Origin of the sequence: Paenibacillus psychroresistens (assembly GCF_009728935.1) — a bacterium.
GTDB classification, from domain to species: domain Bacteria; phylum Bacillota; class Bacilli; order Paenibacillales; family NBRC-103111; genus Paenibacillus_AC; species Paenibacillus_AC psychroresistens.
This window is the reverse complement of sequence record NZ_CP034235.1, coordinates 6380959-6402947: the sequence shown is the minus strand read 5'-3', so window position 1 is coordinate 6402947 and position 21989 is coordinate 6380959. Positions and strand designations below refer to the sequence as shown.

The following is a 21989-nucleotide window of genomic DNA, read 5'->3' as shown; positions in this document are numbered from 1 at the left end:
GCAAGCTCTTAGGAGGTCCCGATGAAAGAGGAAATTATTCTAAAGCTGCAAGTGGAATGTGTCATGTTTTTTCATAATAATCCTTATGCTTTGGAGTCGATAGAGGGGCTCTCTATGCGTTTGGGCAGAGAAGCCGAACTGTTAGAAGCCATCTTACTGCGCCTCGTCTCACTCGCCATACTAGAGAGAATCGGCAATGGTCCGCGTTCCATTTACCGATATATTCCACCTATTACAATGGAGGATAAGGATCTACAATGGAAAAGCAGTTGATTCTTCTGCAGCAGCTATTTCAAGATAGTGCTGCCATACATAACATTGCAATAATAATGACGGATACCCAAGGGAAATTTATAACGCGTCCTGTGGGTGACCCGAAATTACTGCAGCCAATGCTTGAAACAGATCATCCAGATCGGTTCTCAACACACTTAATTTCGTTAATATTTGCAGATGATCCTTTATTGTTCAATAAAGAATACGATATAACATCTGAATTAAAGGCAACCTTCATTCAGATACATACTAATAACCGTTTAGCTTATTACATAGGATTGGCTTATTCTTCCCAATTAGACGCCGAGAACCACTTAAAGTATTTTAAGACTATTACATCTGTTGCTGAAGCTTTGCTCTCGTTGGAGTCTGAGAAGGGGTGGATTCGTAAACAGGTATCAGCCGTGCATGAGTTATCGGTTATTGTTGAACAACCGCCTACTTCCCCTAAATTACATAAAATGATGGAATTGTTGTTTCATGCACATAAAGGAATTGACTTTCTAGGGTATGCGGAGAAGGAGCATGATATTGGATTTCGTGTAACCGAACTGGTTCATCTTAAGGAATCTACCCTGCTGGATGCACACTTTTCTTTAGGTGAAGGATTCCTTGGCCAGGTAGCAACTACGCGACAGTTAGGCTATTGGGAGCATATTGATAAAGATCCGCGAATAAGTTTTTTCATTCAGAATAAGCTGCATCCGCAAACCTTATTCTGTTACCCGATAATGAATAGTGATACATTGATCGGTTTATTGTTTGGCGGCAGTGAAACGGAAACGGAGATTGCAGAAGGATTATTGCATCTAGGTCAAGCTGTAGCGGCATTAATCGGAGTACATATAACATTCCAATCCTTGCGAAGCGATCGTGATACGTATTATCTTCGTATGTCCATGCTCATGGAAATCTGTAAAACATTGAGTGTTGTTAAAGACATCAAACGAGTATTATTCATCCTTGTGGATCTTAGCTTGAATTTGGTGCAGGGCAGCTTTTCCTGTGTAATCCATAAGCAGGCTGCAGATAAGATGAACATAGTATCGCGAGGTATGCCTCGGAGCCAAGCAGAGAAATATCTCAAGGATATCTCGGTTCGTTATGCGGAAACAGCGACTAACCGTTTAGATGAGCGTGCTTTTGAAGGAGCAGGGTTATATATATTTGAAGGCTTTCAAACCATGGAATTTCCGCTTATGTATGGAAATACGTTTTATGGCGTGTTATCGATTGCAATCTCAACAAGTAATGATTTTATTGAATACAAGGAATTTATGCAGAGCTTAACCATTGTTGCGAGCTCAGCAATCGATCGAATTCAAGGGGAATTATCCACATCTGCTTGGGAGGCTATCGAGCTCCTGCACCGTTCGATACAACAATGGGATCCTCCAGCTTTTATGCTTTCACAGCTTGCTAGGGAAATGATTATTGATTATTCACATGTTTCCGAGCTTCCTGCATCACAGAGTAAATTGTTAGAGATGGCGATCCTGCTGAATGCCTTTGATCCTCAATTATTAGGCAGCATTCTTAAAGCTACCCCCGAGAATGCAATATTAATTCAGTTAGCTGACGAAGTAAGGAATATTCGGGTATTACTTGAAGGCAGATCAGGCAGAGTTGAAGCTTTATCTCATAGTGAGAACAGCCAGATAGTGGCATTGACGTTATTCTATACAGAGCATTTAACAAGCTATTCAGTTGAACCACCTATTATCTTTCGTTTAGAACTTCGTGAAAGCTTTGCAAAATTCATTTCCAAAAGACAGATTGTGGATATGGAAATGTCGATTTTTGAACCCATTCTGGAGAATCGTACGGAGCATGGCGACCTAAAGCAAGCGATCAAAGCACTTAAGCTTTTATCAGCAAGAGAACAAGATGTCATTTCATTAGTAGCTGAAGGAAGAAGTAATCGAGAAATAGCTGAAAAACTGGTCATTAGTGAGCATACGGTGAAAAATCATATGACAAGTATTTTTAATAAAATGGGAGTCACGGATCGTTCACATTTAATTGCGATGGTTTATCAGCTTGGATATAATGCAAATTGAACGCAATAGGAAGTTCTTCCTATACGAAAAGCCTGATAAGACTGACTCTTTATCATTAATAAGGAGTCAGTCTTTATATTTTGGCAAGAATAGGAAGTTAGAGTGAATAAGCTGTTGTCGAAATTTGTAGAAAATAAGAAACGTTGGGGATATGTTTTTAATACATAAAAGCGCAAAATAAAGGTACAGCATGATTAGAGCGGCATAGAGAGAAAAGAGATTTTGGCCAAAGGCAAAGGAGAAGATAGTATGAATAAGAAACTGGATATGAAACAAATGATTTCTTACGCAATGGATTTTTGTAGAGATGAGCCCGCAGTATCGTTCTTACTTAGAAGAATAAGGTCTTATGACGTTCATCTATATATTCAAGCAGTAAGATCGGCATATTTTAGTATGGAATTGGCAAAAGGACTACATATGACAGATGCAGAACAAGCCATTGTATACCGTTCGGCTTTGCTTCAAGACGTAGGGAAATTGCAGCATGATAATACTAATTTCCTCAATCATCCGCTATTAAGTGTTGAATTATTACAGCCTATGATTGAGAATGGCTTAATAGATCGCGATGCGATTCTGGAGCATCATGAGAACTTAGATGGGACAGGCTACCCAAAAGGTTTGAATTGGGAGAAAATATCACTTACAGGCAGGATTCTCCGCGTTGCCGATAGCTTTGCAAGTATGATTAAATTTGATCGCAGCAATGGCGAGGTTAATGATGTCGGTCAAGCTATGGAAGAACTTTACCGCTGGGGCGATATGATGTACGACACGGATTTAGTTGATCTAATAGCTTTTTACTACAGTCCGCTTACAGTGCAGGCAAACAAAAAAGGTGCAATCAGTTATTTGTAAGTTAAAATTCATATTATGGGAGAAATTCCCTTTAACAAATGGGGTAGCTGTGTTAGTATAGTGATTATCCCTTCATAATGATCAGTTCAGTAAGGGCCTAACTTCTTAATGAAGTTGAGGCTCTTCTTTTGAGAGATGTGGAGTGAACTTTTACCGATAATGCAAGGAGGTCTGAGGTTTAGCATGTATTTAGTCAGCAAATTTAATAATGATAAAATGCTTATTATTGGTTTGTTACTTCATTTAATAGCGGGATGGATATGGTTTGATTCTATTCAAGGGAAGCACTTTCTTATCGTGGCAACTTGCGTTTTACTACTCAACATGATTACTTTTGTGAGCTTACGTTCATTTTGGCGTAAAACCATACCCTTTCAACGTTATATTCATTTGCTCAGCCTTGTATGTTGTACACTATTTATTCAAGCTACTTTTTTAGAAAGCCTTATTCCAATGCTGCATATGATTGTGATAATTGTAGTTTCCGCATTCTATTTAGTGCCTAGATTAATTTGGTTTATTTCAATGACCTATTTTCTTAGCTACTTTATCTTTATTTACAAAACTAATTTTCCTCAAAACGAAATATATGTATCAGTAGTATCCATAACCTTTATTCTATTTATTGTGATTGCCCTACATAAGATTTGCTTGATTTGCCATTTGCAAATGACCCAAATCCAAAAACTAGAACGGGATCATAATTTTGAAAGAATGGGGCAACAGCAGCATTTAGCTACAATTGGTCAGATTGCTGCGTCCATCGCCCATGATATCCGCAATCCGCTTACTTCGATTCAAGGCTTTATTCAATTAATTGAAAAGAATGAACAGAAGAATGAACAAAGCAACAGCTACCATAATTACTTTCAAATTATTCGTTCCGAAATTACCAGGATTGACACCTTGCTTCGCGAAGTATTGATGTTATCTAAATCTCATACAGCAGATAGTGATTCTTGGAGTATCATTCATTTGGATGGTTTGCTGGAACGCTTAGTTTTATTGATGGATCCGGATGCTCTAAAAAGCAATATCCAAATTCGGTTGCATTTGAACCATGCACCTGTGGTTAGAGGCTCGGAGGATAAGCTTCAGCAGGTTTTTATGAATTTATTGCGTAATGCTATTGAAGCTATCTCGGAGAATGGCAGGATCGATATAATTCTCAAAGAAACAGACGGGTTAGCCATTATTCATTTTCAAGATACCGGTTCAGGCATTGATGAAACTAGTCAAGATCACCTATTTACTCCTTTTTTCACTACAAAAGGAGAAGGGACAGGCTTAGGGCTTTCCATATGCCAGTCCATTATCAAAGCCTACGATGGAGAAATTAAAGTTCGAAACCTACCAGAGAAAGGGGCGGAATTTACGGTAATACTACCCATATAAGAATGAATTGTCACATCTGCGGTTAATCTATAGAGCATACAACTTTAAAAGAAAGAAGGTTGCTCTATGGATAAGGTACCCGTTTATTTGCAATTTGCCCATGAGAAAACAGCACTGCAAGCGTTTGATACACTGCAGGAGCTAGAATACAACGTAGAATTGCTGGAGCATGAACATGTAGAACATATTCCCACTTTGGTATTATATGTTAATAACACGGATCTAACATCTGCATTAGAAATAGCCCAAGCACATGGTGGCTGGATAGTCGAGGGTAAAAGGTCCATTCCAGAATTAGAGATCTTAACCTCCGCATATGAACTGGACTATGTACCTATTCCGGCACATGTAGTGAACGATGAAGAAATAGGGGATCCTTCAGAAGGAGATTACGATCATTTTCCGGCTGGTGTTCGATTATAGGTGATATTGCATAGCTGCGCTTAAACCTGCGGTGTAGCCTGTAGAAAAGGCAGCAGTGATATTATAGCCCCCCGTGTAACCATGAATATCAAGTATCTCACCACAAAAATATAAACCATGCATTAAATGCGATTCCATTGTTTTTGGGTCAACTTCTTTTAAATTGACCCCGCCACCTGTTACGAAAGCTTCCTCGATGGATAGGGTGCCATTGATCTGAATGGGAAATGATTTAATTAACTGGGCCATTTCCATCCATGGCTGTTTAGGAATATTGTCAAAGGTGATATCTTCTTTTAAACCAGACCTGCTGAGTAATTGTGGAATTAAACGCTCAGCTAATAATCCCTTTAGGACATTTTTAATAGCTTTTTTAGGCTCATTCCTCGATAGCTCCATAGTCTCTGCATATATTTGCTCGATTGATTTGCTTGGAAACAGATCAATCGTTAGTAATACAGAAGGATTATCAAATTGTTTAAGCTGCTTAACGACAAATTGACTGCATCGCAGAGCAATGGGTCCTGATATGCCAAAATGGGTAAAGATCATATCGCCAACATGGTGAATAATCTTTTTACCTTTTGGATTCCATACTGTTAACCCTACATTCCTCAAAGATAAGCCTTGTAAATCCTTGCTGCGAATAAAGCTTTCATTTGAGGTTAGAGGAACTTCGGTTGGATAAAGCTCTGAAATGGAATGACCTGCTTTAATCGCCCATTCATATCCATCTCCTTCCGAGCCTGTTTGTGGTACGGATTTACCTCCAACCGCTACAATTACACATTTGGTCTGAATCACATCTCCATTTCTTAGCTTTACTCCTCTAACATTTCCTTGCTCGTAAAGCACCTCTTTCACGGGACTATTGATTCTTATATCTACTCCTTGAGCTTTAACCTTACTAACAAGCGCATCTACAACACTTTTTGCTTTATCACTAACGGGAAAGATTCTGCCATTATCTTCTTCCTTCAGCTCAATGCCTAGACCTTCAAAAAAAGTCATTATATCTTTGTTGTTAAAATTGGCAAAAGAACTATACAGATATCTACCGTTACCTGGGATATGTTTAATTAATTCATCCTGCTCTTTAGCATTTGTTACATTACAACGCCCACCACCTGAGATACCCAGCTTCCGTCCAAGCTTTTCACCTTTGTCAATTAGCAGTACTTTCGCACCCTGAGTGCTTGCGGCTATACTAGCCATTAAGCCTGATGAACCTGCGCCAATAATAATTATGTCATATGTCATAGATTTGAATCTCCATTCTGATATACTAACAGTATAATTACATTGTACTCATTACTGAGGAGAAAATAAAATGCGAGATGAATTGCATTGGGGACCTTTTACGCTACAGTGGAGCATGCTAAGCTGGATTGCAGCATTCCTAGCTGGATATGGGCTTATTTATTTAATTTTTAAAAGGCACAAGAATGAACAATTGAATAATGAGCTATTAACAATCATAAGTAATGGTTTATTTACTTTCATGATCGTTTGGAAGTTTGGAGCCGTTATTTTGGATATTAGTATAATATGGACAAGGCCGCTGGGCTTGCTATTATTCACTGGGGGGCTGCAAGAGACGTATTATGGCATTATTGCAGCATGCTTAATAGTCCTTTACAGCTTACGTAAGCGAAGCATTTCAATTCGACCGCTTGCTGATGCTTTATCATGGGGAATCCCCGGTTCAGTTTGTGTTTATCAGCTTTTTAATTTAAAGACAAGTCCGCTGAGTATATATGTGTTTATCCTTGCTGTTGTTATTTTGTTAGGGTTATTTCTCATAAAGACTTTAAATTTAGGCTCAGGTAATACAGCGAAATGGTTCTGTATTAGCTTTGGCTTGGGTATGTTGCTGCTTAGTTTATTCGCACAGCCGCAAGTAAAGTCATTGCTTACTACGGATCAGATCTGGTTTGCAGCTATGGTCTTGAGTGGTTTGTTTTCGAATCCATTGCTGAATTTCATAGATTGTAGCTTCATTGTGCATCCTAATCTAAGAAAGGAGCGGGATAGTATGATGGATCCTAAAGAGCAAGATAATGGAGGATAAACGACCAGAAGGTACGGAGGACGATGCTATAAACGCATACGATGCTTTGGATGATGCAGACGAGCTGGATCCCTTTGAAATTAATTTTTTACCCCAATATAAACAAGGCCGCGGTCCCAAGGGGCCATTTATCAATCAATATGGTGTTCTAATCGGAGATCATGAGTATGTATCAGAAGAATCTCCTTTAGAACAATGGACAGAGAACACCGATCCAGCTGTTATGGCAGGAGATCAGTGGGTTCATCCCTACAAGGATATTGGCTTCCTTACTACAGAGAATCGTGAGTACTTTGAACAAGGGATAGCTCCGCAGAGTGGGATCTTTATGCACCCAGATAAAAATGCTGCCTACGGAACCAGTTTAGCTCAAGACATCGAAGAGGGAGATAAACCGGATAAATTAGCTGATAATACTGATTGATACAAAAGTGCTTTGCTTTCGTGCGCAACGGATGTATAATATGACTTAAGCAACATTTTAGCTTAATAACTTGGTTGAGGAGTGATAGACATGGCATTATCGTTCGATTCGTATATGAAGGATATGGTTCAACCCATGCGGGATGATTTAACCCGTCTAGGAATACAAGAATTACGGACACCTGATGAGGTTGTAGAGCATCTTCCATATGTAGAAGGCACCGCACTTTTGGTTATTAACTCAGTTTGTGGTTGTGCAGCAGGTCAATGTAGACCGGGCGTAGCCCAAGCACTACAGAATGCAGTTAAACCAGATCATTTATTTACTGTTTTTGCTGGACAAGATAAAGAAGCGACTGCAAAGGCTCGCGAATACCTTGCTCCATATCCACCTTCTTCACCATCTATTGCACTTTTCAAAGATGGCAAGCTGGTACACTTTATTCAACGTCATCAAATTGAAGATCGTTCAGCAGAAATGATTTCAGCAGACTTAACAGCTGCTTTTGAGAATTTCTGTCAATAAGAAGCACTTCAAGCTTGAGCCTAGCATATATGCTAGGCTTTTTTTGCGTTGTTTTTTGCATAGTATTAGCCATAAAAAGCCATTCTATTAGCAGACACTAAATCTGATTGTTTAGGAATGATGAGATGAACTTCCTGCTTTTTTGGTTGCGCCGATATAAATACAAATCAAATCCTAAACTTCAAAGTAAGCAAAATAAAAAGCATGAAGAACAAGACAATGCTAAAACAAGCTCAGATTTAGCAGTGAATTTAGCGGAGCTGCGCTCACGATTTTATGAAACACCCGATCTCATCGTTCGCCCATTTTATTCTCAGCAATTGAAATGTAAGGTTGCATTATGTTATTTGGACGGATTGACGGATAAGAATGCACTAAATACTTATATTCTTCGGCCGCTGATGTTTACGGATAACAAGGAGGAAGAGGCTTTAGTTAATATTGGAGATATCAAATATATAAGAAAATGGGAGCAGATTGATGATTCACTTTTAAATGGTTTTAGCCTTCTATTTATAGAAGGGAATTCGCAAGTAACCATTTATAACACCCAAGGATGGCCACAACGCGCGATTGAAGATCCTCAGCTTGAAGCTTCCATAAAAGGCGGTCATCAAGGGTTCGTTGAAACAGGGGGAAAGAATATTGCCTTAATTCGCAGATATGTAACCGATCGGAACTTGAAAATAAGAGAGCTCAAGATCGGAAAAAGAGCTGAAAGCACAATATCAATTCTATATATCGCTGATATTGCTCGTCCTGAACTTCTGAAAATGCTTGAAGCTAGAATTCGTAAAGTCGATGTGGACTTTATTCTTAATACAGGTGAATTAGCAGAGCTAATCGAGGATAACCCGTATTCGCCTTTCCCCCAATTCGGATTAACAGAGCGTCCTGATGCTGCAGCTTCACAGCTAATGCAAGGGCGAATGTGCATAGTTGTGGATCGTTCACCAAGTGTAATAATCGCACCCATGACGATGACCGCCTTTTTTCAGAGTGTAGATGATTATAGCACCCGCTGGTTAACTGCTTCATTTATACGCCTCTTACGTTTTTTTGCGTTTTTTGTAGCTGTTTTTTTACCAGCCTTATACATAGCAGTTATCTCATTTAATTATGAAATTATCCCGTTAAATTTACTTTTATCTATTGGTGAATCAAGAGGACAGGTGCCATTCCCCCCTATTCTAGAAGCATTAATCATGGAATTGACTTTAGAAATGCTTAGAGAAGCAGGAATACGTCTTCCAGCACCTATTGGCCAAACTGTAGGTATTGTTGGAGGGATAGTTATCGGACAAACAGCTGTTCAAGCAGGAATTGTCAGCAATATCATGGTGGTAGTAGTTGCTTTAACGGGCATTTCCTCTTTCATAATACCCAATTATGATATGTCTTCAGCTATTCGTTTGATTCGCTTTCCGATGATGCTTATCGCATCTATTTTTGGAGTTTTTGGTGTTGCATTAGGCTGGATGATTTTAATTGCCCATCTGATTTCGTTAGAATCGCTTGGCACACCTTATGGATCACCACTAGCGCCATTCCGCTTTAAAGATATGAAGGACACTTTCATAAGATTGCCTCTATGGACAATGAAATCACGACCTACAAGCGCACGGCCCATTCAAGATCAAAGAGCGGGCAATAGCCAACCTAAGGGGAATGAGAAATGAACAAATATCAGCTGAGTCAGATAACCTTTTTGCAATACGTTTATTTGATTTCTGGTATCCAGATTGGTGTCTCATTATTATATTTGCCACGTTTGTTAGCTGAAACGGCAGGAACGGATGGTTGGATCTCGCTCATTATAGGCTGGATTATTGCCGTATGTATCAGTGTAATTATTATTAAAATCATGAAAAAACATCCGGATTCCAGCATCATTGATATCTTACCGCGCTATTTTGGCAAATGGCTAGGAAACCTTATAACAATCGCATATGCCATATACTTTTTACTAGTTGCCTATATTGTAATTGATCGAACAGTGCTCTACACAAAGCTTTGGAGCTTACAGCAAACCTCATCTAGCTTGATCCTTCTTATGCTGCTGATTCCAACCTACATGATTGGAAAAAAAAGCATTCGTATTACTGGAAGATATGCCGAGCTTGTTTTTTTCTTATTTTTCTGGATGGGCATTATTTATTTGGTTCCATTAAAACATGCTCATTGGCTGCATCTATTACCGTTCATTAAAGAAGGCTGGCAGCCAATCCTTTTAACAGTAAAAACAGCATTATACGCCTTTTCTGGTTTTGAGAGCGCCTTTTTTCTCTATCCTTTTTTAACTAATAAGAAGCTGGCAACGGTGGGAATTGTGATGGCTAATACAATCTCACTGTCTGTCTTCTTACTGGTTACTTTAGTCTGTTTTTTGTTTTTCAGTCCAGATGAAATCACTCATTATTTTGACCCATCCATTGAGGTGCTTAAAGTCATCGAGTTTCGGTTTCTTGAACGATTTGATGTCTGTATGTTTATTGCGTATATATTTGTTCTTACACTAACATGGATTCCCTTGCTGCAATTTTGTGTTTTATGTACAAGTCATATCATGGGAAAAGCTGATCCTAAAAATCACTTTTTGATTGTTTTACTTCTTATATTAGCAATTACTTATTTCATTAATCCCACATTTAAGCAAAATGATAGTCTACGGAGTGTGGTGAATATATTCAAGCTAATCTTAGCCTTCATTTTTCCGATCTGTTTATTACTCTATTCGTTTCTCTATGATTATTTTCAGAGGAGGAAAGCAGCTTGAAACGTTTGATGAGTCTGTTAATGGGAGTATGTTTAATTTTTTCCACAGTGGGCTGCAGTGATCGGATAAATCTAGAGGATATTACTCTGGCATTGATGATTGGAGTTGATCTGGATGAAAACGATAATCTTGTCGTTTATATGTCTAGTCCGGTTTTCAATAAAGATGTACAGAATAAAGAAGAGGAGCATAGCTTCGTTACTAAAACCTTGCAATATTCAACCAAACAATTTGATTCTGTAGTCACAGCAATAACAAGCGGGGGTAAGCTGCAAACCTTGCTGATCGGTAAACGGATTCTAGAGCATCCAGGTTGGTTTAAGTTATTAGACCTGTCTTATCGCAATCCTAAGCTATCGGTGAACTGTGTTGTTGCAGGGGTTGAGGGTCCTTTATCGGAAGTGTTTTTTTATAAACCGCCAGATAAGCCTCGGCTAATGCTGCATATTAAGAAGCTGATTGAAACCGCACATCGCAGAAATATTACCGTATATACAACAATCCTTGAGCTTCATCGCCAGATGTACGAAAAAGGAGAAACCCCAGCTATAACATTTATTAAGAAGAAAAAAGAAATTGAAGTGGTTGGAACAGCCTTACTGGATAAAGAAGGTCAATATAAAACAATGCTAACCGCAGAAGATAATACTCTATTATCCATTCTTAAAAAAAGGAAAGTCCGCCAAACTTTAACTGTACAAATACCACAAAAAGAAAATAAAGGCTTTTTTGATACAAACTATGTATCCTTCATACTCAGTAATCCCAAGTTTAAAATAAAAACAAACTATGGGCAGGAGCAGTTCAATTATGATATTCAAATTAAAATGCCTATTTTAATAACCGAACGGTTATTTTCTATGGATACAAATGAAAAATCAAATCAACTCGAACAATTGATTCAAGACCAGCTTGATCGGAGATATGCTGCCCTATTCAAGAAATTACAGAAATATAAGGTAGATCCACTAGGATTGGGGCTTTATGCGCGGGCTTATCAATATAAGGAATGGAAAAGGGTACAAGGAAATTGGTCAGAAGCGTTCGCTGAAGCAAGAGTATCAGCTAAAGTGAAAGTGAAAATTATTGATTCTGGTAATATTCAATAAGAGACCGTGTTAATTAGGTTTGGAAGATATAACGCCATAACAGCGAGCATTGATTTCTGCAGCTCTTGCCTTGCCTGCACGGTCGCTAATGTATTCATAACCAATTGCTAAGCTAGGCTTCCGCTTGATATTATGGGCGTCTGTAGCTAGAGTGTGCACATGATTGGCAGCGATTAAGTGATTTGCATAATCCAAGGCTTCCTGACTGTTATTCCCGAGCAAGCTATCCACAGATACCTGTGTCCATGCGCCTGCGTTGACAAGCTGATTGATTAATTCGGGTTGCTTGCGAAAAAAGACATGACGCTCGGGATGCGGAATAATCGGAGTGATGCCTCGAGCAAGCAGCCATGCTACTATTTCCGGAGTTTCAGGATCATAGTCCGTCCATCGCTGTTCCAATAATACATAACGCGCATCGGGACCTAGAAAACAAAACTCATTCTGCTCCACTTGACGGTATAGAGTTTGCTTACTCTTGAGCTGAACTTCACAGCCAGGGTGCAAAGTAATCTTAATATTGTTCTGATCAAAAGCTTTTTGGAGAATTGCGGTTTTATTTTGCACATAAGCTCTAGTATTATTATAATGGATATTAAGATGAGGAGTTGCTATGATATGACAAATGCCATCTTGATAGGCATAACGTGCCATAGCCAGCGATTCCGCTAAGTCATTGGCGCCATCGTCTATTCCGTGCAATATGTGACAGTGTATATCGATCATGATGATAACTCCTCTTGAAGGATTTTCGAATAAGCATATCAAAACAAGCAAACAAAATCCATTTATTAAATCTCCCAGGAGGTAACTATGAGCTTACAAAATGAAATTATTGCAAAGCTGAATGTAAAACCGCAAATTGATGTTGAAGTTGAAATTCGCAGCCGAATTGATTTTCTGAAGGGTTATGTATTGAATGCTCATGCTACAGGATTGTTAATTGCGATTAGTGGGGGAATTGACAGCGCAGTTGCCGCAGGGTTATGCCAGACGGCGACCAATGAATTGGCGGAGGAAACAGGCAAGGATTATATGACAGTTGGTGTATTCCAGCCAAGTGGTGTGCAAGGAGATATTGAAGACAGCTATGCCGTAGCAAGGGCCTTTAATATCAAGCACCAAATGGAAACTAACATCGAAGAAGCTGTAGACGAGATTACGCTTGAAGCTGAGTATGGACTTAAGAACATTGGTGTACATAGACATTTAAGCCGTGGAGGTAAAGGCAACATCAAGGCAAGAACGCGGATGGTTGTCCAATATGCGATTGCCTTTGAGCTTAATTTACTTGTAGTTGGCACGGATCATGCTTCTGAAGCACTTACTGGATTCTTCACTAAGCACGGAGATGGAGCCGTTGATATTACACCGCTTAGCTCTTTAAACAAACGACAGGTTAGGCTAATTGCCGTAAAACTGGGTGTTCCCCAAAGCATTCTGGATAAAGCCCCTACTGCGGGCTTATGGGACGGGCAAACAGATGAGAGTGAGCTTGGGATCAAGTATGATGATAATAGTGATTATTTAGAAGGCAAAGAGATTGATCCTATCATTCTCGAGAAGATAGAGAAGCAGTACTTAAAAACAGAGCACAAACGGGCAACAATACCAGGAATCTAAGGAGATGAAAGTATGCATTCATTTAGTGAGTTGATTCAACAGCTGTTGGTTCATCAGAACGAAGTCACGATTGGTTCAGGAGACAATGAGCTGCGCGGCACTATAACATCATTTGATAAAGAGCACGCTGTGATTGTGTTCACAGATATTCAGCCGAATGGGTTAAAGCATTTCATTCCGCTAACATCTATTCGCAGCTTCGGCGTAGATGAGAGTGACGGGGGCTTAACCTGTTACCTAGACCTGTTCAAAAGATAGAGCTAACGGAGGAATCAAGGTGCAGAACTATAGCTTTCACAAATATCATGCGTTGGGTAATGATTATATTGTAATGGATCCGAATCATACGCAAATTGAGCTTACAACCGAGAACATTAAATTAATTTGTCATCGTCATTATGGAGCGGGCTCGGATGGTATTCTGTATGGCCCTATTATTTCCGGCGATGAAATTAAGCTTAGAATCTTTAATCCGGATGGCAGTGAGGCGGAGAAGAGCGGAAATGGGATCCGAATATTCTCAAGATATTTACTTGATGCCGGTTATATAACTTCAGACAGCTTTGTTTTACAAACCTTAGGCGGGCAAGTAGTGGTGGAGATTCTCAAAACTTCAGGGGAGCTCATCAAGGTAAACATGGGAAAAGTCTCTTTTCAAAGTGACGTGATTCCTATGCTGGGAGACTCGAGAGAAGTTATTGATGAAGAGATGAAATTTGGAGATGAGGGTTACAACGTAACCTGTCTTTCGATTGGCAATCCGCATTGTGTAATTCCGGCAACTGACATTTCAGAAGCGCTTGCTCGGAAGCTGGGTCCTCTAGTAGAGAATCATAGTGATTTTCCGAATAAAATAAATCTGCAGCTGCTAAAAGTAATGGATCGTCACAATATCCAAATTGAAATATGGGAACGGGGCGCTGGATACACAATGGCCTCGGGAAGCAGCAGCTGTGCCGCAGCAAGTGCTGCATTTCGCTTAGGATTAATTGAAAACAAAGTAGCCGTGCACATGCCAGGTGGAATTATAAATATCGAAATTACCGCAGATGGATTTGTATATATGACAGGGACTGTAGACAGTGTGGCACGAGGTGTGTTTACAGATCATTTTCTTAAACAGCTGCAATAAAATTAAGCGAGAAAAACGAGAGTAAATCTGTAGAGCCTGACCGTCCTTAAGGGACGGTTTTGCTATGTTATTAGAGAGAAAATTTAGTTGCCCTGTCTAAAAAAAGTTGAAGGTTGTACATAATAAGGTAGCAGGGCAAAACTGTTTCTCTAGACCCACACGATTCCGATCTGTTAAAATTCTTATGAGAACACTTTGATGGAGGAATACTGTTGAAAGCATACGACGAGATAAGACAGGGTGAAAAAGGTGCTTGGGTCAGTATTGTATCGTACTTAATGCTCTCTGCACTAAAATTATTAGTAGGCCTGGCTTCCGGCTCGCAAGCACTTTTGGCAGATGGTTTGAATAATACGACGGATATCGTTGCATCTATTGCCATATTGATTGGTTTAAAAATATCGCGTAAACCGCCTGATCCTGATCATCATTATGGTCACTTCCGTGCAGAAACGATTGCTGCTATGGTTGCATCTTTTATTATGGCAGCTGTTGGACTCCAGGTGCTTTATCAAGCGGGTACCAAGTTTTTCAAGCCAATGCTGGAAAAGCCAGATATTCTTGCAGCATGGACAGCGTTGTTCTGTGCGTTGGTAATGCTCATTGTTTTTAGATATAATCATCGCCTAGCTAAACGTATTAATAGTAAAGCTATGATGGCAGCGGCGCAGGACAATCGTTCCGATGCTTTTGTCAGTATAGGTGCTTTTGTTGGGATTATCGGCTCACAATTTGGTTTGCCATGGCTGGACCCTTTATCCGCTGTACTTGTGGGGCTTATCATTTGTCGAACAGCTTGGACGATCTTTCACGATGCATCACATGCGCTGACGGATGGCTTTGATGAAGATGAATTGGCACAAATCAGTAAAACGGTTAAAAAGACACCCGGTGTTGAAGCGATCCGCGACATTAAAGCACGTGTACATGGGAACAATGTCTTAGTTGATGTGACCATTGAAGTAGACAATATGCTCAATGTCGTGGAAAGCCACGAAATTACCGAAAAAATTGAAGAACGTATGTTAAGCAAACATAATATAGGCCATGTGCATGTTCATATAGAACCCAATAAAGATAAATTGTAACTAGAGCTAGAGCGGGAGCATCAAGTACTTACATATTCAGCTTATGTAAAACCCGATGTGTCCGCTCGATAATATCTTTGATTTGTTTAGGTGTAGTACATAGTGGAAGCCAGTAGTACAAGGTGTCACCGAGCGGTCGGAGAAAGAGACCTTCCTGTAAACCTGCTTGATAAGCTCTAAAGCCGATTCGTTCTGTGAAATCATAACGTTGTTTACTTGCTTTATCGGCGAATAAGTCAAAGGCAGCAATCATGCCTAAGCTGCGGATGTTATCGACATGGGTGAATGCACCGAAGGTCTGCATTTGTTCACGCAAGTAAGCTGCGCTTTCCTCGACCTGAGCCATGACAGGCTCGTCTTCAAAGATGCTCAGCGACGCTAAGGCTGTCGCAGTTGCGATCGGATTGCCAGTAAAGCTATGTCCATGCGTGAAGGTTTTAAGGGTTTCGTAGTCGTCGTAAAACGCGTCAAACACCGCGGTCGTACATAAGGTTGCCGCCAAGGGCATCACGCCGGCGGTAATCCCTTTGGACAGGCACATGAAATCCGGCGTGATCGCAGCGTGATCACAGGCAAACATTCGGCCTGTCCGCCCAAAGCCTGTCGCCACTTCATCGGCGATTAAATGCACTTCGTATTGCGTGCAGAGCTCACGCAAGCCCTGCAAGTACGCGGCGGGATAGATGATCATCCCGCCTGCCGCTTGAACCATCGGCTCGATGATCAGCGCAGCGATCTCGCCCGCCGATGATTCAAGCCGCTGCCGGACGGCAGCCAAGCAGTGGGCCACGCAAGCGTGCGCCCCCTGCTCGGACGTGTCCGGCCAGGTCCCAACATTCGGCGATGGCACCGAATACGCCGAAAAAAGCAGTGGGCGGAAGACGCTGTGATACGCGCCGACGCCCCCAACACTCACGGCGCCAAGCGTGTCGCCGTGGTAGCTATTCTCCACGAAAACAAACTTCGTTTTCGATTCCCTCCCCGATTGCTGCCAATATTGAAACGACATTTTCAGCGCAACCTCAACCGCAGTTGAGCCATTGTCCGAATAAAATACTTTATCCAAGCCTGGTGGAGTAATCTGGACTAGCTGCTCAGCTAACTCAATCCCTGATGGATGCGTCAAACCGCTGAACATGACATGGTCCATCAGCTCCAATTGGCGAGCAATGGCCATCTTGATCCGGGGATGGGAATGGCCATGAAGATTAACCCACCATGAGGAATTGGTGTCATAATACGAATTGCCGTCCGCATCATACAGATAAACGCCTTCGGCACGTTCGATGAGGATTGGATCGAGCTCAGCATAATCCTTCATTTGCGTGAAAGGATGCCAAACATGTTGACGATCTTTGCGTAGCAATTCTTGTTTTCTTATAGGATCCATGAGATTGATAACTCCTTTGGTTATGTTCTGGGGTACGTATAAATTTTAACTCAAATAAGGTAAACTGAAAAGAAAACGGCTATTTATTTAACTGATCGAATTATGGGAAAGAGGGTTTTCGGATGATTTATGGGGTAGGCATGGATATGCTCGAGATCAACCGCATGAAAAAAATCATGGAAGGCAAAGCGGCTAAGCGCTTTTTGGAGCGTATTCTAACTGTGGCAGAGCGGGAATTGGCAGAAACGCGCAAAGGCAGATTGAGCGAGTTTATTGCCGGGAGGTTCGCAGCTAAAGAAGCTTTAGTCAAAGCATTAGGCTGTGGTCTTGGTCAAATTGTTGGATTCCAGGATATCGAAATTTTGCCTAATTCGCTGGGTAAGCCTGACTGTACGATTTCAGCCTCCGCATTAGAAAGGTTGGGCTTCAACGTAGATTCCGGTCTACGGATTCATTTGAGCATTACACATAGTGAATCCATGGCAGCAGCTTATGTAATTATCGAACTTAGTTAAGAGGCTATTTCTAGGTCGTTAGACTTTAGAAATAGCCTCTTAACTTTTTACAAATTATATTATTTTTTAGCAGCCAGCCAAGCAGCCAATATTTGAATTTCTTCGGCTTTTAACGACTTATTGAATGATGGCATTGCATCCCCACCGTTGGTAATTTGGGTGGTTATTTGTGCTTTGGTCAGCTTGCCGCCAATCTTTTGCAGATTAGGACCGAAGTCTCCTGCTAAATCGACACCATGGCAGCTTGTGCAGCTTTGTTTGAATAAGGCTTCTGCAGCGCCGCTATTGACAGCTACAGGTGGTTTTGGGGATGGTGTTGGTGCAGCAGTTGAAGTAGGTTTAGCGGTCGCAGTTGCTTTTGGTGTAGCTGTTGCAGCTGCTTTTGGTGTAACTGTTGGCGTTGCAGCTGGTGCCGATGCTTCTGGAGTTGTGGTAGGGACAGGTGTCGCGCTCGTTTCCAATGTAGCTTGAGGTGAGGCGGTTGCTTCTGGTGAACCACTTGCTTCAGCTAGCGGTGAATTTGTTGGGCTTGCTGCAATTGGGCTTATTGCTGGAGCTGTTGAGCTTTCTGCCGGCTTATCACTACCACATGCTGTTAATGCCACTACAATCGATATAGAAAGTAAAAGTGCGCTTAATCTTCTTAGCATGATTTTCCCCCCTTATTTATTATAAATTCGCTGTAGAATCCACCCACAAGCCAGTATGCTTAATCCTCCCATGCCTTCAAGCACGAAAGGGGCATATCCTAGATACCAGATGCTCACAATAGCTGTTAAACCAAACAGCCAGAAGCCGAGCCAAATCAGCTCTCTGCTCAATACGGCACCTATTACTACATAAAAGAAAGCCAAAAACAGTGTGCAAAGTACAGGGATCACCAGGAGAATGTCAGATTCTGCAATGTACCAGAGTAACACTAAGGAACCAATCAGCGAAAGGAGTGGAAAAAGCTTTTTATAAGATTGCCAAGTTTGTGCTGAAAGCTGGGTTGGTACTATGATCTGTGAACGAAGTCGTAATATAATCAGCAAGCTGGCCAAAGCAGCAAGCAGCAAAGTTATAAGCTTGATTGTTTTCAAAGTGGGGGTTTCCATTAGAAAATCAATAATTCCACTTGCCATCCACTGTATTCCCCATATATAAAATAAGAGAAACCAAGATTTCCTCGTTTGTTGCATGAACTCACACGTCCTTTAAAAATTTTGCCTGTCAATCCAATTCTTCTTAGCCTAATTTATACCTTAAGCTCATCTTAAAGCAAATGTCACATTAGCTCAACCTTTGAGCGTTTTTTTGTCGTATAATAAGTTAGATGGTTTACTCCCAGTTAACGACAGAGAGAGGGATTAGGTTTGGATAATCAGCTGCAAAAACAATATTTTTCAACGGAGCTGCTGCTCTGGTATGAACGAAGTAAACGAGATTTGCCTTGGCGAAGAAGTAAAAACCCTTATTACATATGGGTTTCTGAGATAATGCTGCAACAAACTAGAGTGGATACGGTGATTCCGTATTTTCATAGATTTATCGAAAAATTCCCGACCGTCGCTGCGCTTGCCGCTGCCCCGGAGTCTGAGGTTCTTAAAGCCTGGGAAGGGCTTGGTTATTATTCCCGTGCTCGTAATCTGCAATCGGCTGTACGTGAGGTGCATGAACAATATAATGGGATTGTACCTAGTGATAAAGCCGAGATTTCTGAGCTGAAGGGTGTCGGACCTTATACGGCAGGTGCTATTCTTAGTATTGCCTATAATCAGCCCGAGCCTGCCGTGGATGGCAATGTGATGCGAGTGCTTTCGCGGTATTTTGCCTTGGAGGATGATATTGCCAAGCCAAGTACGCGGATTGGTATTGAGCGCTTAGCCCAAGGGCTTATCCCAGCGGGCGAAGCAGGCGCATTCAACCAAGCACTAATGGAGCTTGGGGCGACGGTTTGTACGCCGCGCGCACCGCAATGTTTGACTTGCCCGGTGCAGGTGCATTGCGCCGGACGTTTGGCCGGCATTGCCGAGCAGCTGCCGGTCAAGACGAAGGCGAAGCCGCCGCGTCCCGAACGCCGTGCGGTGGCGCTAATTGTGGGCAGCGGCGCCCATGGAGGCCAGCTGCTCATTCGCCAGCGCCCGCAGGACGGGCTGCTGGCTCGCATGTGGGAGCTCCCACATGCGGAGCTGCCTCCAGCGCGCAGCGCTAGCGCCGCCGAAGGCGTGACGCCCGCGGCTGCGCCAGCACGCGGAGCACAGCGCCGTGCGGCCCGCGGCGGTGTTCCCGAGGAAAGCCATGACGTGGTCATGGCTTTCCTGCGGGAGCACCTCGCGGCAGCCGACGGCATCGGCATCGTCCCAAAAGCATGGTTCATGAACACGGAGCACGTGTTCAGCCACATTCTTTGGGACATGTTTGTCTACCGCTGCGAGGCAGCAGCGGCAGCACTTTCCTCGGAAGCGCCGAACTCGCTTCCCCCTAACTATCGTTGGCTGAACGTCAACGAAATGGAAGAATACCCTTTTCCCAACGTATTCTTACGAATTATCAACGAATACAAGTCTCTATTGTAGGATAATAATAATTGGCTACGTTACACTGATTTTCAGTGACGGTGACTTGGTTTGTTTATGTAACCTGCTGTTAGCTCGATATTCAGCTTATGGTGACCATTAGTGCTATGTCGAGGCTAAGTATGGCTGTGATACGCTGTAAATCAGTGCATCGTGACTGGGGTTCTTGAAGCAACCTGCAATTAGCTTGATTCCGCGTATGGTGCCCCATAAAATTCGGCATTCGTTGCCAAGTTAGGTAACAAAACTAATAAACTCCTGAGCTAATTAAATAACCGCATAACGTTTTGATAATCCAAACAAAAAAAGAACCAAGCGAAGATCATCGCTTGGTTCTTCTCACTACAGATATGCTCTTACTTAGCAGCAGAATATTTAGCAGCAACTGCATCCCAGTTAACTACGTTCCAGAAAGCGGCGATGTAGTCAGGGCGTTTGTTCTGATATTTCAAGTAGTAAGCATGTTCCCAAACGTCCATACCTAGAATAGGTGTGTTACCTTCGGAAATCGGGCTGTCTTGGTTTGGAGTGCTGCTAACAACTAGCTTGCCAGCTGGAGTAACGCTCAACCATGCCCAACCACTACCAAAACGTGTAATACCTGCTTTTGCGAAATCTTCTTTAAATTTATCAAGACCGCCAAGCTCTGAAGCAATAGCATCAGCCAATTCGCCAGTTGGTGCTCCGCCAGCATTAGGTCCGATGATTTCCCAGAAAAGCGTGTGGTTAGCGTGACCGCCACCGTTGTTGCGAACTGCAGGACGAATATTCTCAGGAACACTGTTCAAATCAGTCAAAAGCTCTTCAATGCTTTTGGCTTGAAGCTCTGCATGACCTTCCAAAGCCGCGTTTAAGTTTGTTACGTAAGCATTGTGATGACGGTCGTGATGAATCATCATTGTTTGCTCATCGATATGGGGCTCAAGCGCGTTGTTCGGATAAGATAGTGCTGGTAATTGATGTGCCATGAATAAAAAACCTCCTAAAATTATGTAGTCTTTTCGTAACCATTATCCCCTATTTTTCATAACAAAGCAACATGTATGTCTGTTATGTCAGGGTAAAGAAAATGTAAACATCTTCGCTATAGATATACCCATAAAAGCAGAATTTGAAGCATAAGTTATTCTGTAACGTGCTCAAGTAAGTCGTGTAATAAAATGTAAAAAAATCTCAATTCTCTCGTAAATAGGAGCAATGAAGCGTTTACATGAGATAATTAAAGCTTTTTAAAAAAATATTTTGATTTGAAGAAGGAATTGCGTGAAATTTGTCGTATTTGTAAAGTTACCAATCTATGCAACAAGGAGAGTCATACATGAAGGTTCGTTCCTTTCAATTAGCGGATTACGTTACAGTAACGCATTTGTTAGAAAAGGTATTGCCAGAGGCTTGTTACGATGAGACTATGGAGGCCTTTGCAAGACAGTTATCATGGGATTCGGAATTGGTATTGGTAGCAGAGAAAGAACAGTCCATTGTTGGCATAATTATTGGTACAATTGATAACAATAAGGGTTACTTTTACAGGGTAGCGGTTCATGCGGATCATCAACGTCAAGGCATCGGAAAGACACTTATTGAAACGATGAAGCAACGCTTTGTTCATCGCAACGTAAGTCGGATTTTTGTTGCAGGTGATATTCACAATAAAACCTTTTTACCTGTTTATGAATCCGTCGGCTATCGAGCTACTGATTATTCGCGAGCTGAGCAACGACTGCGAATTACAAGCGGTTACTAAATCTTAAGCATATCAACTC

Annotated in this window: 24 protein-coding genes; 18 read left to right on the top strand and 6 right to left on the bottom strand. The window is 41.5% G+C overall.

What is annotated here, in order from left to right; all coding sequences use genetic code 11:
- Positions 1 to 21 precede the first annotated feature (21 nt).
- The 5 genes from EHS13_RS29040 (at position 22) to EHS13_RS29020 (ending at position 5015) form a co-directional block, all read left to right on the top strand.
- Positions 22 to 273 (top strand): hypothetical protein, encoded by a 252-nt coding sequence (locus EHS13_RS29040; RefSeq protein WP_155703728.1) that lies wholly within the window; start codon positions 22 to 24, stop codon positions 271 to 273.
- Positions 258 to 2336 (top strand): LuxR C-terminal-related transcriptional regulator, encoded by a 2079-nt coding sequence (locus EHS13_RS29035; RefSeq protein WP_227013578.1) that lies wholly within the window; start codon positions 258 to 260, stop codon positions 2334 to 2336. Before EHS13_RS29040 ends, EHS13_RS29035 begins: the two co-directional genes overlap by 16 nt.
- Positions 2337 to 2585: 249 nt before the next feature.
- Entirely contained in the window at positions 2586 to 3197 is a 612-nt protein-coding gene (locus EHS13_RS29030) for an HD-GYP domain-containing protein (protein ID WP_155703727.1), read from the top strand.
- 183 nt (positions 3198 to 3380) lie between these two features.
- A complete protein-coding gene (locus tag EHS13_RS29025) occupies positions 3381 to 4592 on the top strand; it encodes a two-component system sensor histidine kinase NtrB (protein ID WP_162463304.1) in 1212 nt (403 codons plus the stop codon).
- 66 nt (positions 4593 to 4658) lie between these two features.
- On the top strand, positions 4659 to 5015 hold the full coding sequence (locus EHS13_RS29020) for a hypothetical protein (RefSeq protein WP_155703725.1): 357 nt from the start codon (positions 4659 to 4661) through the stop codon (positions 5013 to 5015).
- Here the strand turns inward: EHS13_RS29020 and EHS13_RS29015 are convergent.
- Complete coding sequence (locus EHS13_RS29015) at positions 5010 to 6275, bottom strand: BaiN/RdsA family NAD(P)/FAD-dependent oxidoreductase (protein ID WP_155703724.1); 1266 nt, start codon at positions 6273 to 6275, stop codon at positions 5010 to 5012. The genes EHS13_RS29020 and EHS13_RS29015 overlap by 6 nt on opposite strands.
- Positions 6276 to 6345: 70 nt before the next feature.
- Between EHS13_RS29015 and EHS13_RS29010 the strand changes: the two genes are divergently transcribed.
- The 6 genes from EHS13_RS29010 to EHS13_RS28985 all read left to right on the top strand — a co-directional run bounded on the left by EHS13_RS29010 (position 6346) and on the right by EHS13_RS28985 (position 11920).
- Positions 6346 to 7086: a hypothetical protein gene (locus EHS13_RS29010; RefSeq protein WP_155703723.1), complete on the top strand. Its 741-nt coding sequence runs from the start codon at positions 6346 to 6348 to the stop codon at positions 7084 to 7086.
- Positions 7076 to 7510, top strand: a complete 435-nt coding sequence (locus EHS13_RS29005; protein WP_155703722.1) for a DUF3905 domain-containing protein — start codon at positions 7076 to 7078, stop codon at positions 7508 to 7510. Before EHS13_RS29010 ends, EHS13_RS29005 begins: the two co-directional genes overlap by 11 nt.
- Positions 7511 to 7600: 90 nt before the next feature.
- Positions 7601 to 8035 (top strand): BrxA/BrxB family bacilliredoxin, encoded by a 435-nt coding sequence (locus EHS13_RS29000; RefSeq protein WP_155703721.1) that lies wholly within the window; start codon positions 7601 to 7603, stop codon positions 8033 to 8035.
- Positions 8036 to 8160: 125 nt separating this feature from the next.
- Positions 8161 to 9714, top strand: a complete 1554-nt coding sequence (locus EHS13_RS28995; protein WP_155703720.1) for a spore germination protein — start codon at positions 8161 to 8163, stop codon at positions 9712 to 9714.
- Positions 9711 to 10811, top strand: coding sequence for a GerAB/ArcD/ProY family transporter (locus tag EHS13_RS28990; protein WP_155703719.1), 1101 nt, complete (start codon positions 9711 to 9713; stop codon positions 10809 to 10811). Before EHS13_RS28995 ends, EHS13_RS28990 begins: the two co-directional genes overlap by 4 nt.
- Positions 10808 to 11920, top strand: coding sequence for a Ger(x)C family spore germination protein (locus tag EHS13_RS28985; RefSeq protein WP_155703718.1), 1113 nt, complete (start codon positions 10808 to 10810; stop codon positions 11918 to 11920). Before EHS13_RS28990 ends, EHS13_RS28985 begins: the two co-directional genes overlap by 4 nt.
- A gap of 9 nt (positions 11921 to 11929) precedes the next feature.
- On the opposite strand, the gene EHS13_RS28980 is transcribed toward EHS13_RS28985, so the two are convergent.
- Complete coding sequence (locus EHS13_RS28980; RefSeq protein ID WP_155703717.1) at positions 11930 to 12646, bottom strand: tyrosine-protein phosphatase; 717 nt, start codon at positions 12644 to 12646, stop codon at positions 11930 to 11932.
- An 87-nt stretch (positions 12647 to 12733) separates the two neighbouring features.
- On the opposite strand from EHS13_RS28980, the gene nadE reads away from it, so the two are divergent.
- The 4 genes from nadE (at position 12734) to EHS13_RS28960 (ending at position 15763) form a co-directional block, all read left to right on the top strand.
- On the top strand, positions 12734 to 13543 hold the full coding sequence (gene nadE / locus EHS13_RS28975; RefSeq protein WP_155703716.1) for an NAD(+) synthase: 810 nt from the start codon (positions 12734 to 12736) through the stop codon (positions 13541 to 13543).
- A gap of 12 nt (positions 13544 to 13555) precedes the next feature.
- Positions 13556 to 13801, top strand: a complete 246-nt coding sequence (locus EHS13_RS28970) for a hypothetical protein (RefSeq protein ID WP_155703715.1) — start codon at positions 13556 to 13558, stop codon at positions 13799 to 13801.
- A gap of 19 nt (positions 13802 to 13820) precedes the next feature.
- Entirely contained in the window at positions 13821 to 14675 is an 855-nt protein-coding gene (dapF, locus tag EHS13_RS28965; protein WP_227013577.1) for a diaminopimelate epimerase, read from the top strand.
- A 209-nt stretch (positions 14676 to 14884) separates the two neighbouring features.
- On the top strand, positions 14885 to 15763 hold the full coding sequence (locus EHS13_RS28960) for a cation diffusion facilitator family transporter (RefSeq protein ID WP_319633437.1): 879 nt from the start codon (positions 14885 to 14887) through the stop codon (positions 15761 to 15763).
- A gap of 28 nt (positions 15764 to 15791) precedes the next feature.
- On the opposite strand, the gene bioA is transcribed toward EHS13_RS28960, so the two are convergent.
- Positions 15792 to 17153, bottom strand: coding sequence for an adenosylmethionine--8-amino-7-oxononanoate transaminase (bioA, locus tag EHS13_RS28955; RefSeq protein WP_155703713.1), 1362 nt, complete (start codon positions 17151 to 17153; stop codon positions 15792 to 15794).
- 122 nt (positions 17154 to 17275) lie between these two features.
- On the opposite strand from bioA, the gene acpS reads away from it, so the two are divergent.
- Entirely contained in the window at positions 17276 to 17668 is a 393-nt protein-coding gene (gene acpS, locus EHS13_RS28950; protein ID WP_155703712.1) for a holo-ACP synthase, read from the top strand.
- Positions 17669 to 17727: 59 nt separating this feature from the next.
- Here acpS and EHS13_RS28945 read toward each other — a convergent pair whose 3' ends face one another.
- Both EHS13_RS28945 and EHS13_RS28940 read right to left on the bottom strand, forming a co-directional pair.
- Positions 17728 to 18318: a cytochrome c gene (locus EHS13_RS28945; RefSeq protein ID WP_155703711.1), complete on the bottom strand. Its 591-nt coding sequence runs from the start codon at positions 18316 to 18318 to the stop codon at positions 17728 to 17730.
- A 12-nt stretch (positions 18319 to 18330) separates the two neighbouring features.
- Positions 18331 to 18792, bottom strand: coding sequence for a hypothetical protein (locus EHS13_RS28940; RefSeq protein WP_155703710.1), 462 nt, complete (start codon positions 18790 to 18792; stop codon positions 18331 to 18333).
- 231 nt (positions 18793 to 19023) lie between these two features.
- Between EHS13_RS28940 and mutY the strand changes: the two genes are divergently transcribed.
- Entirely contained in the window at positions 19024 to 20226 is a 1203-nt protein-coding gene (gene mutY / locus EHS13_RS28935) for an A/G-specific adenine glycosylase (protein WP_155703709.1), read from the top strand.
- 356 nt (positions 20227 to 20582) lie between these two features.
- Here mutY and EHS13_RS28930 read toward each other — a convergent pair whose 3' ends face one another.
- A complete protein-coding gene (locus tag EHS13_RS28930; RefSeq protein ID WP_155703708.1) occupies positions 20583 to 21194 on the bottom strand; it encodes a superoxide dismutase in 612 nt (203 codons plus the stop codon).
- Between the two features lie 350 nt (positions 21195 to 21544).
- On the opposite strand from EHS13_RS28930, the gene EHS13_RS28925 reads away from it, so the two are divergent.
- Positions 21545 to 21970 (top strand): GNAT family N-acetyltransferase, encoded by a 426-nt coding sequence (locus EHS13_RS28925; RefSeq protein WP_227013576.1) that lies wholly within the window; start codon positions 21545 to 21547, stop codon positions 21968 to 21970.
- The last annotated feature ends 19 nt before the right edge of the window (positions 21971 to 21989 follow it).

Bases quoted from the DNA above. Each gene is read 5' to 3' on its own strand.
- EHS13_RS29040 (WP_155703728.1), top strand. From the start codon at position 22: ATGAAAGAGGAAATTATTCTAAAGCTGCAAGTGGAATGTGTCATGTTT.
- EHS13_RS29035 (WP_227013578.1), top strand. From the start codon at position 258: ATGGAAAAGCAGTTGATTCTTCTGCAGCAGCTATTTCAAGATAGTGCT.
- EHS13_RS29030 (WP_155703727.1), top strand. From the start codon at position 2,586: ATGAATAAGAAACTGGATATGAAACAAATGATTTCTTACGCAATGGAT.
- EHS13_RS29025 (WP_162463304.1), top strand. From the start codon at position 3,381: ATGTATTTAGTCAGCAAATTTAATAATGATAAAATGCTTATTATTGGT.
- EHS13_RS29020 (WP_155703725.1), top strand. From the start codon at position 4,659: ATGGATAAGGTACCCGTTTATTTGCAATTTGCCCATGAGAAAACAGCA.
- EHS13_RS29015 (WP_155703724.1), bottom strand. From the start codon at position 6,275: ATGACATATGACATAATTATTATTGGCGCAGGTTCATCAGGCTTAATG.
- EHS13_RS29010 (WP_155703723.1), top strand. From the start codon at position 6,346: ATGCGAGATGAATTGCATTGGGGACCTTTTACGCTACAGTGGAGCATG.
- EHS13_RS29005 (WP_155703722.1), top strand. From the start codon at position 7,076: ATGGAGGATAAACGACCAGAAGGTACGGAGGACGATGCTATAAACGCA.
- EHS13_RS29000 (WP_155703721.1), top strand. From the start codon at position 7,601: ATGGCATTATCGTTCGATTCGTATATGAAGGATATGGTTCAACCCATG.
- EHS13_RS28995 (WP_155703720.1), top strand. From the start codon at position 8,161: ATGAACTTCCTGCTTTTTTGGTTGCGCCGATATAAATACAAATCAAAT.
- EHS13_RS28990 (WP_155703719.1), top strand. From the start codon at position 9,711: ATGAACAAATATCAGCTGAGTCAGATAACCTTTTTGCAATACGTTTAT.
- EHS13_RS28980 (WP_155703717.1), bottom strand. From the start codon at position 12,646: ATGATCGATATACACTGTCACATATTGCACGGAATAGACGATGGCGCC.
- nadE (WP_155703716.1), top strand. From the start codon at position 12,734: ATGAGCTTACAAAATGAAATTATTGCAAAGCTGAATGTAAAACCGCAA.
- EHS13_RS28970 (WP_155703715.1), top strand. From the start codon at position 13,556: ATGCATTCATTTAGTGAGTTGATTCAACAGCTGTTGGTTCATCAGAAC.
- bioA (WP_155703713.1), bottom strand. From the start codon at position 17,153: ATGGATCCTATAAGAAAACAAGAATTGCTACGCAAAGATCGTCAACAT.
- acpS (WP_155703712.1), top strand. From the start codon at position 17,276: ATGATTTATGGGGTAGGCATGGATATGCTCGAGATCAACCGCATGAAA.
- EHS13_RS28945 (WP_155703711.1), bottom strand. From the start codon at position 18,318: ATGCTAAGAAGATTAAGCGCACTTTTACTTTCTATATCGATTGTAGTG.
- EHS13_RS28940 (WP_155703710.1), bottom strand. From the start codon at position 18,792: ATGGCAAGTGGAATTATTGATTTTCTAATGGAAACCCCCACTTTGAAA.
- EHS13_RS28930 (WP_155703708.1), bottom strand. From the start codon at position 21,194: ATGGCACATCAATTACCAGCACTATCTTATCCGAACAACGCGCTTGAG.
- EHS13_RS28925 (WP_227013576.1), top strand. From the start codon at position 21,545: ATGAAGGTTCGTTCCTTTCAATTAGCGGATTACGTTACAGTAACGCAT.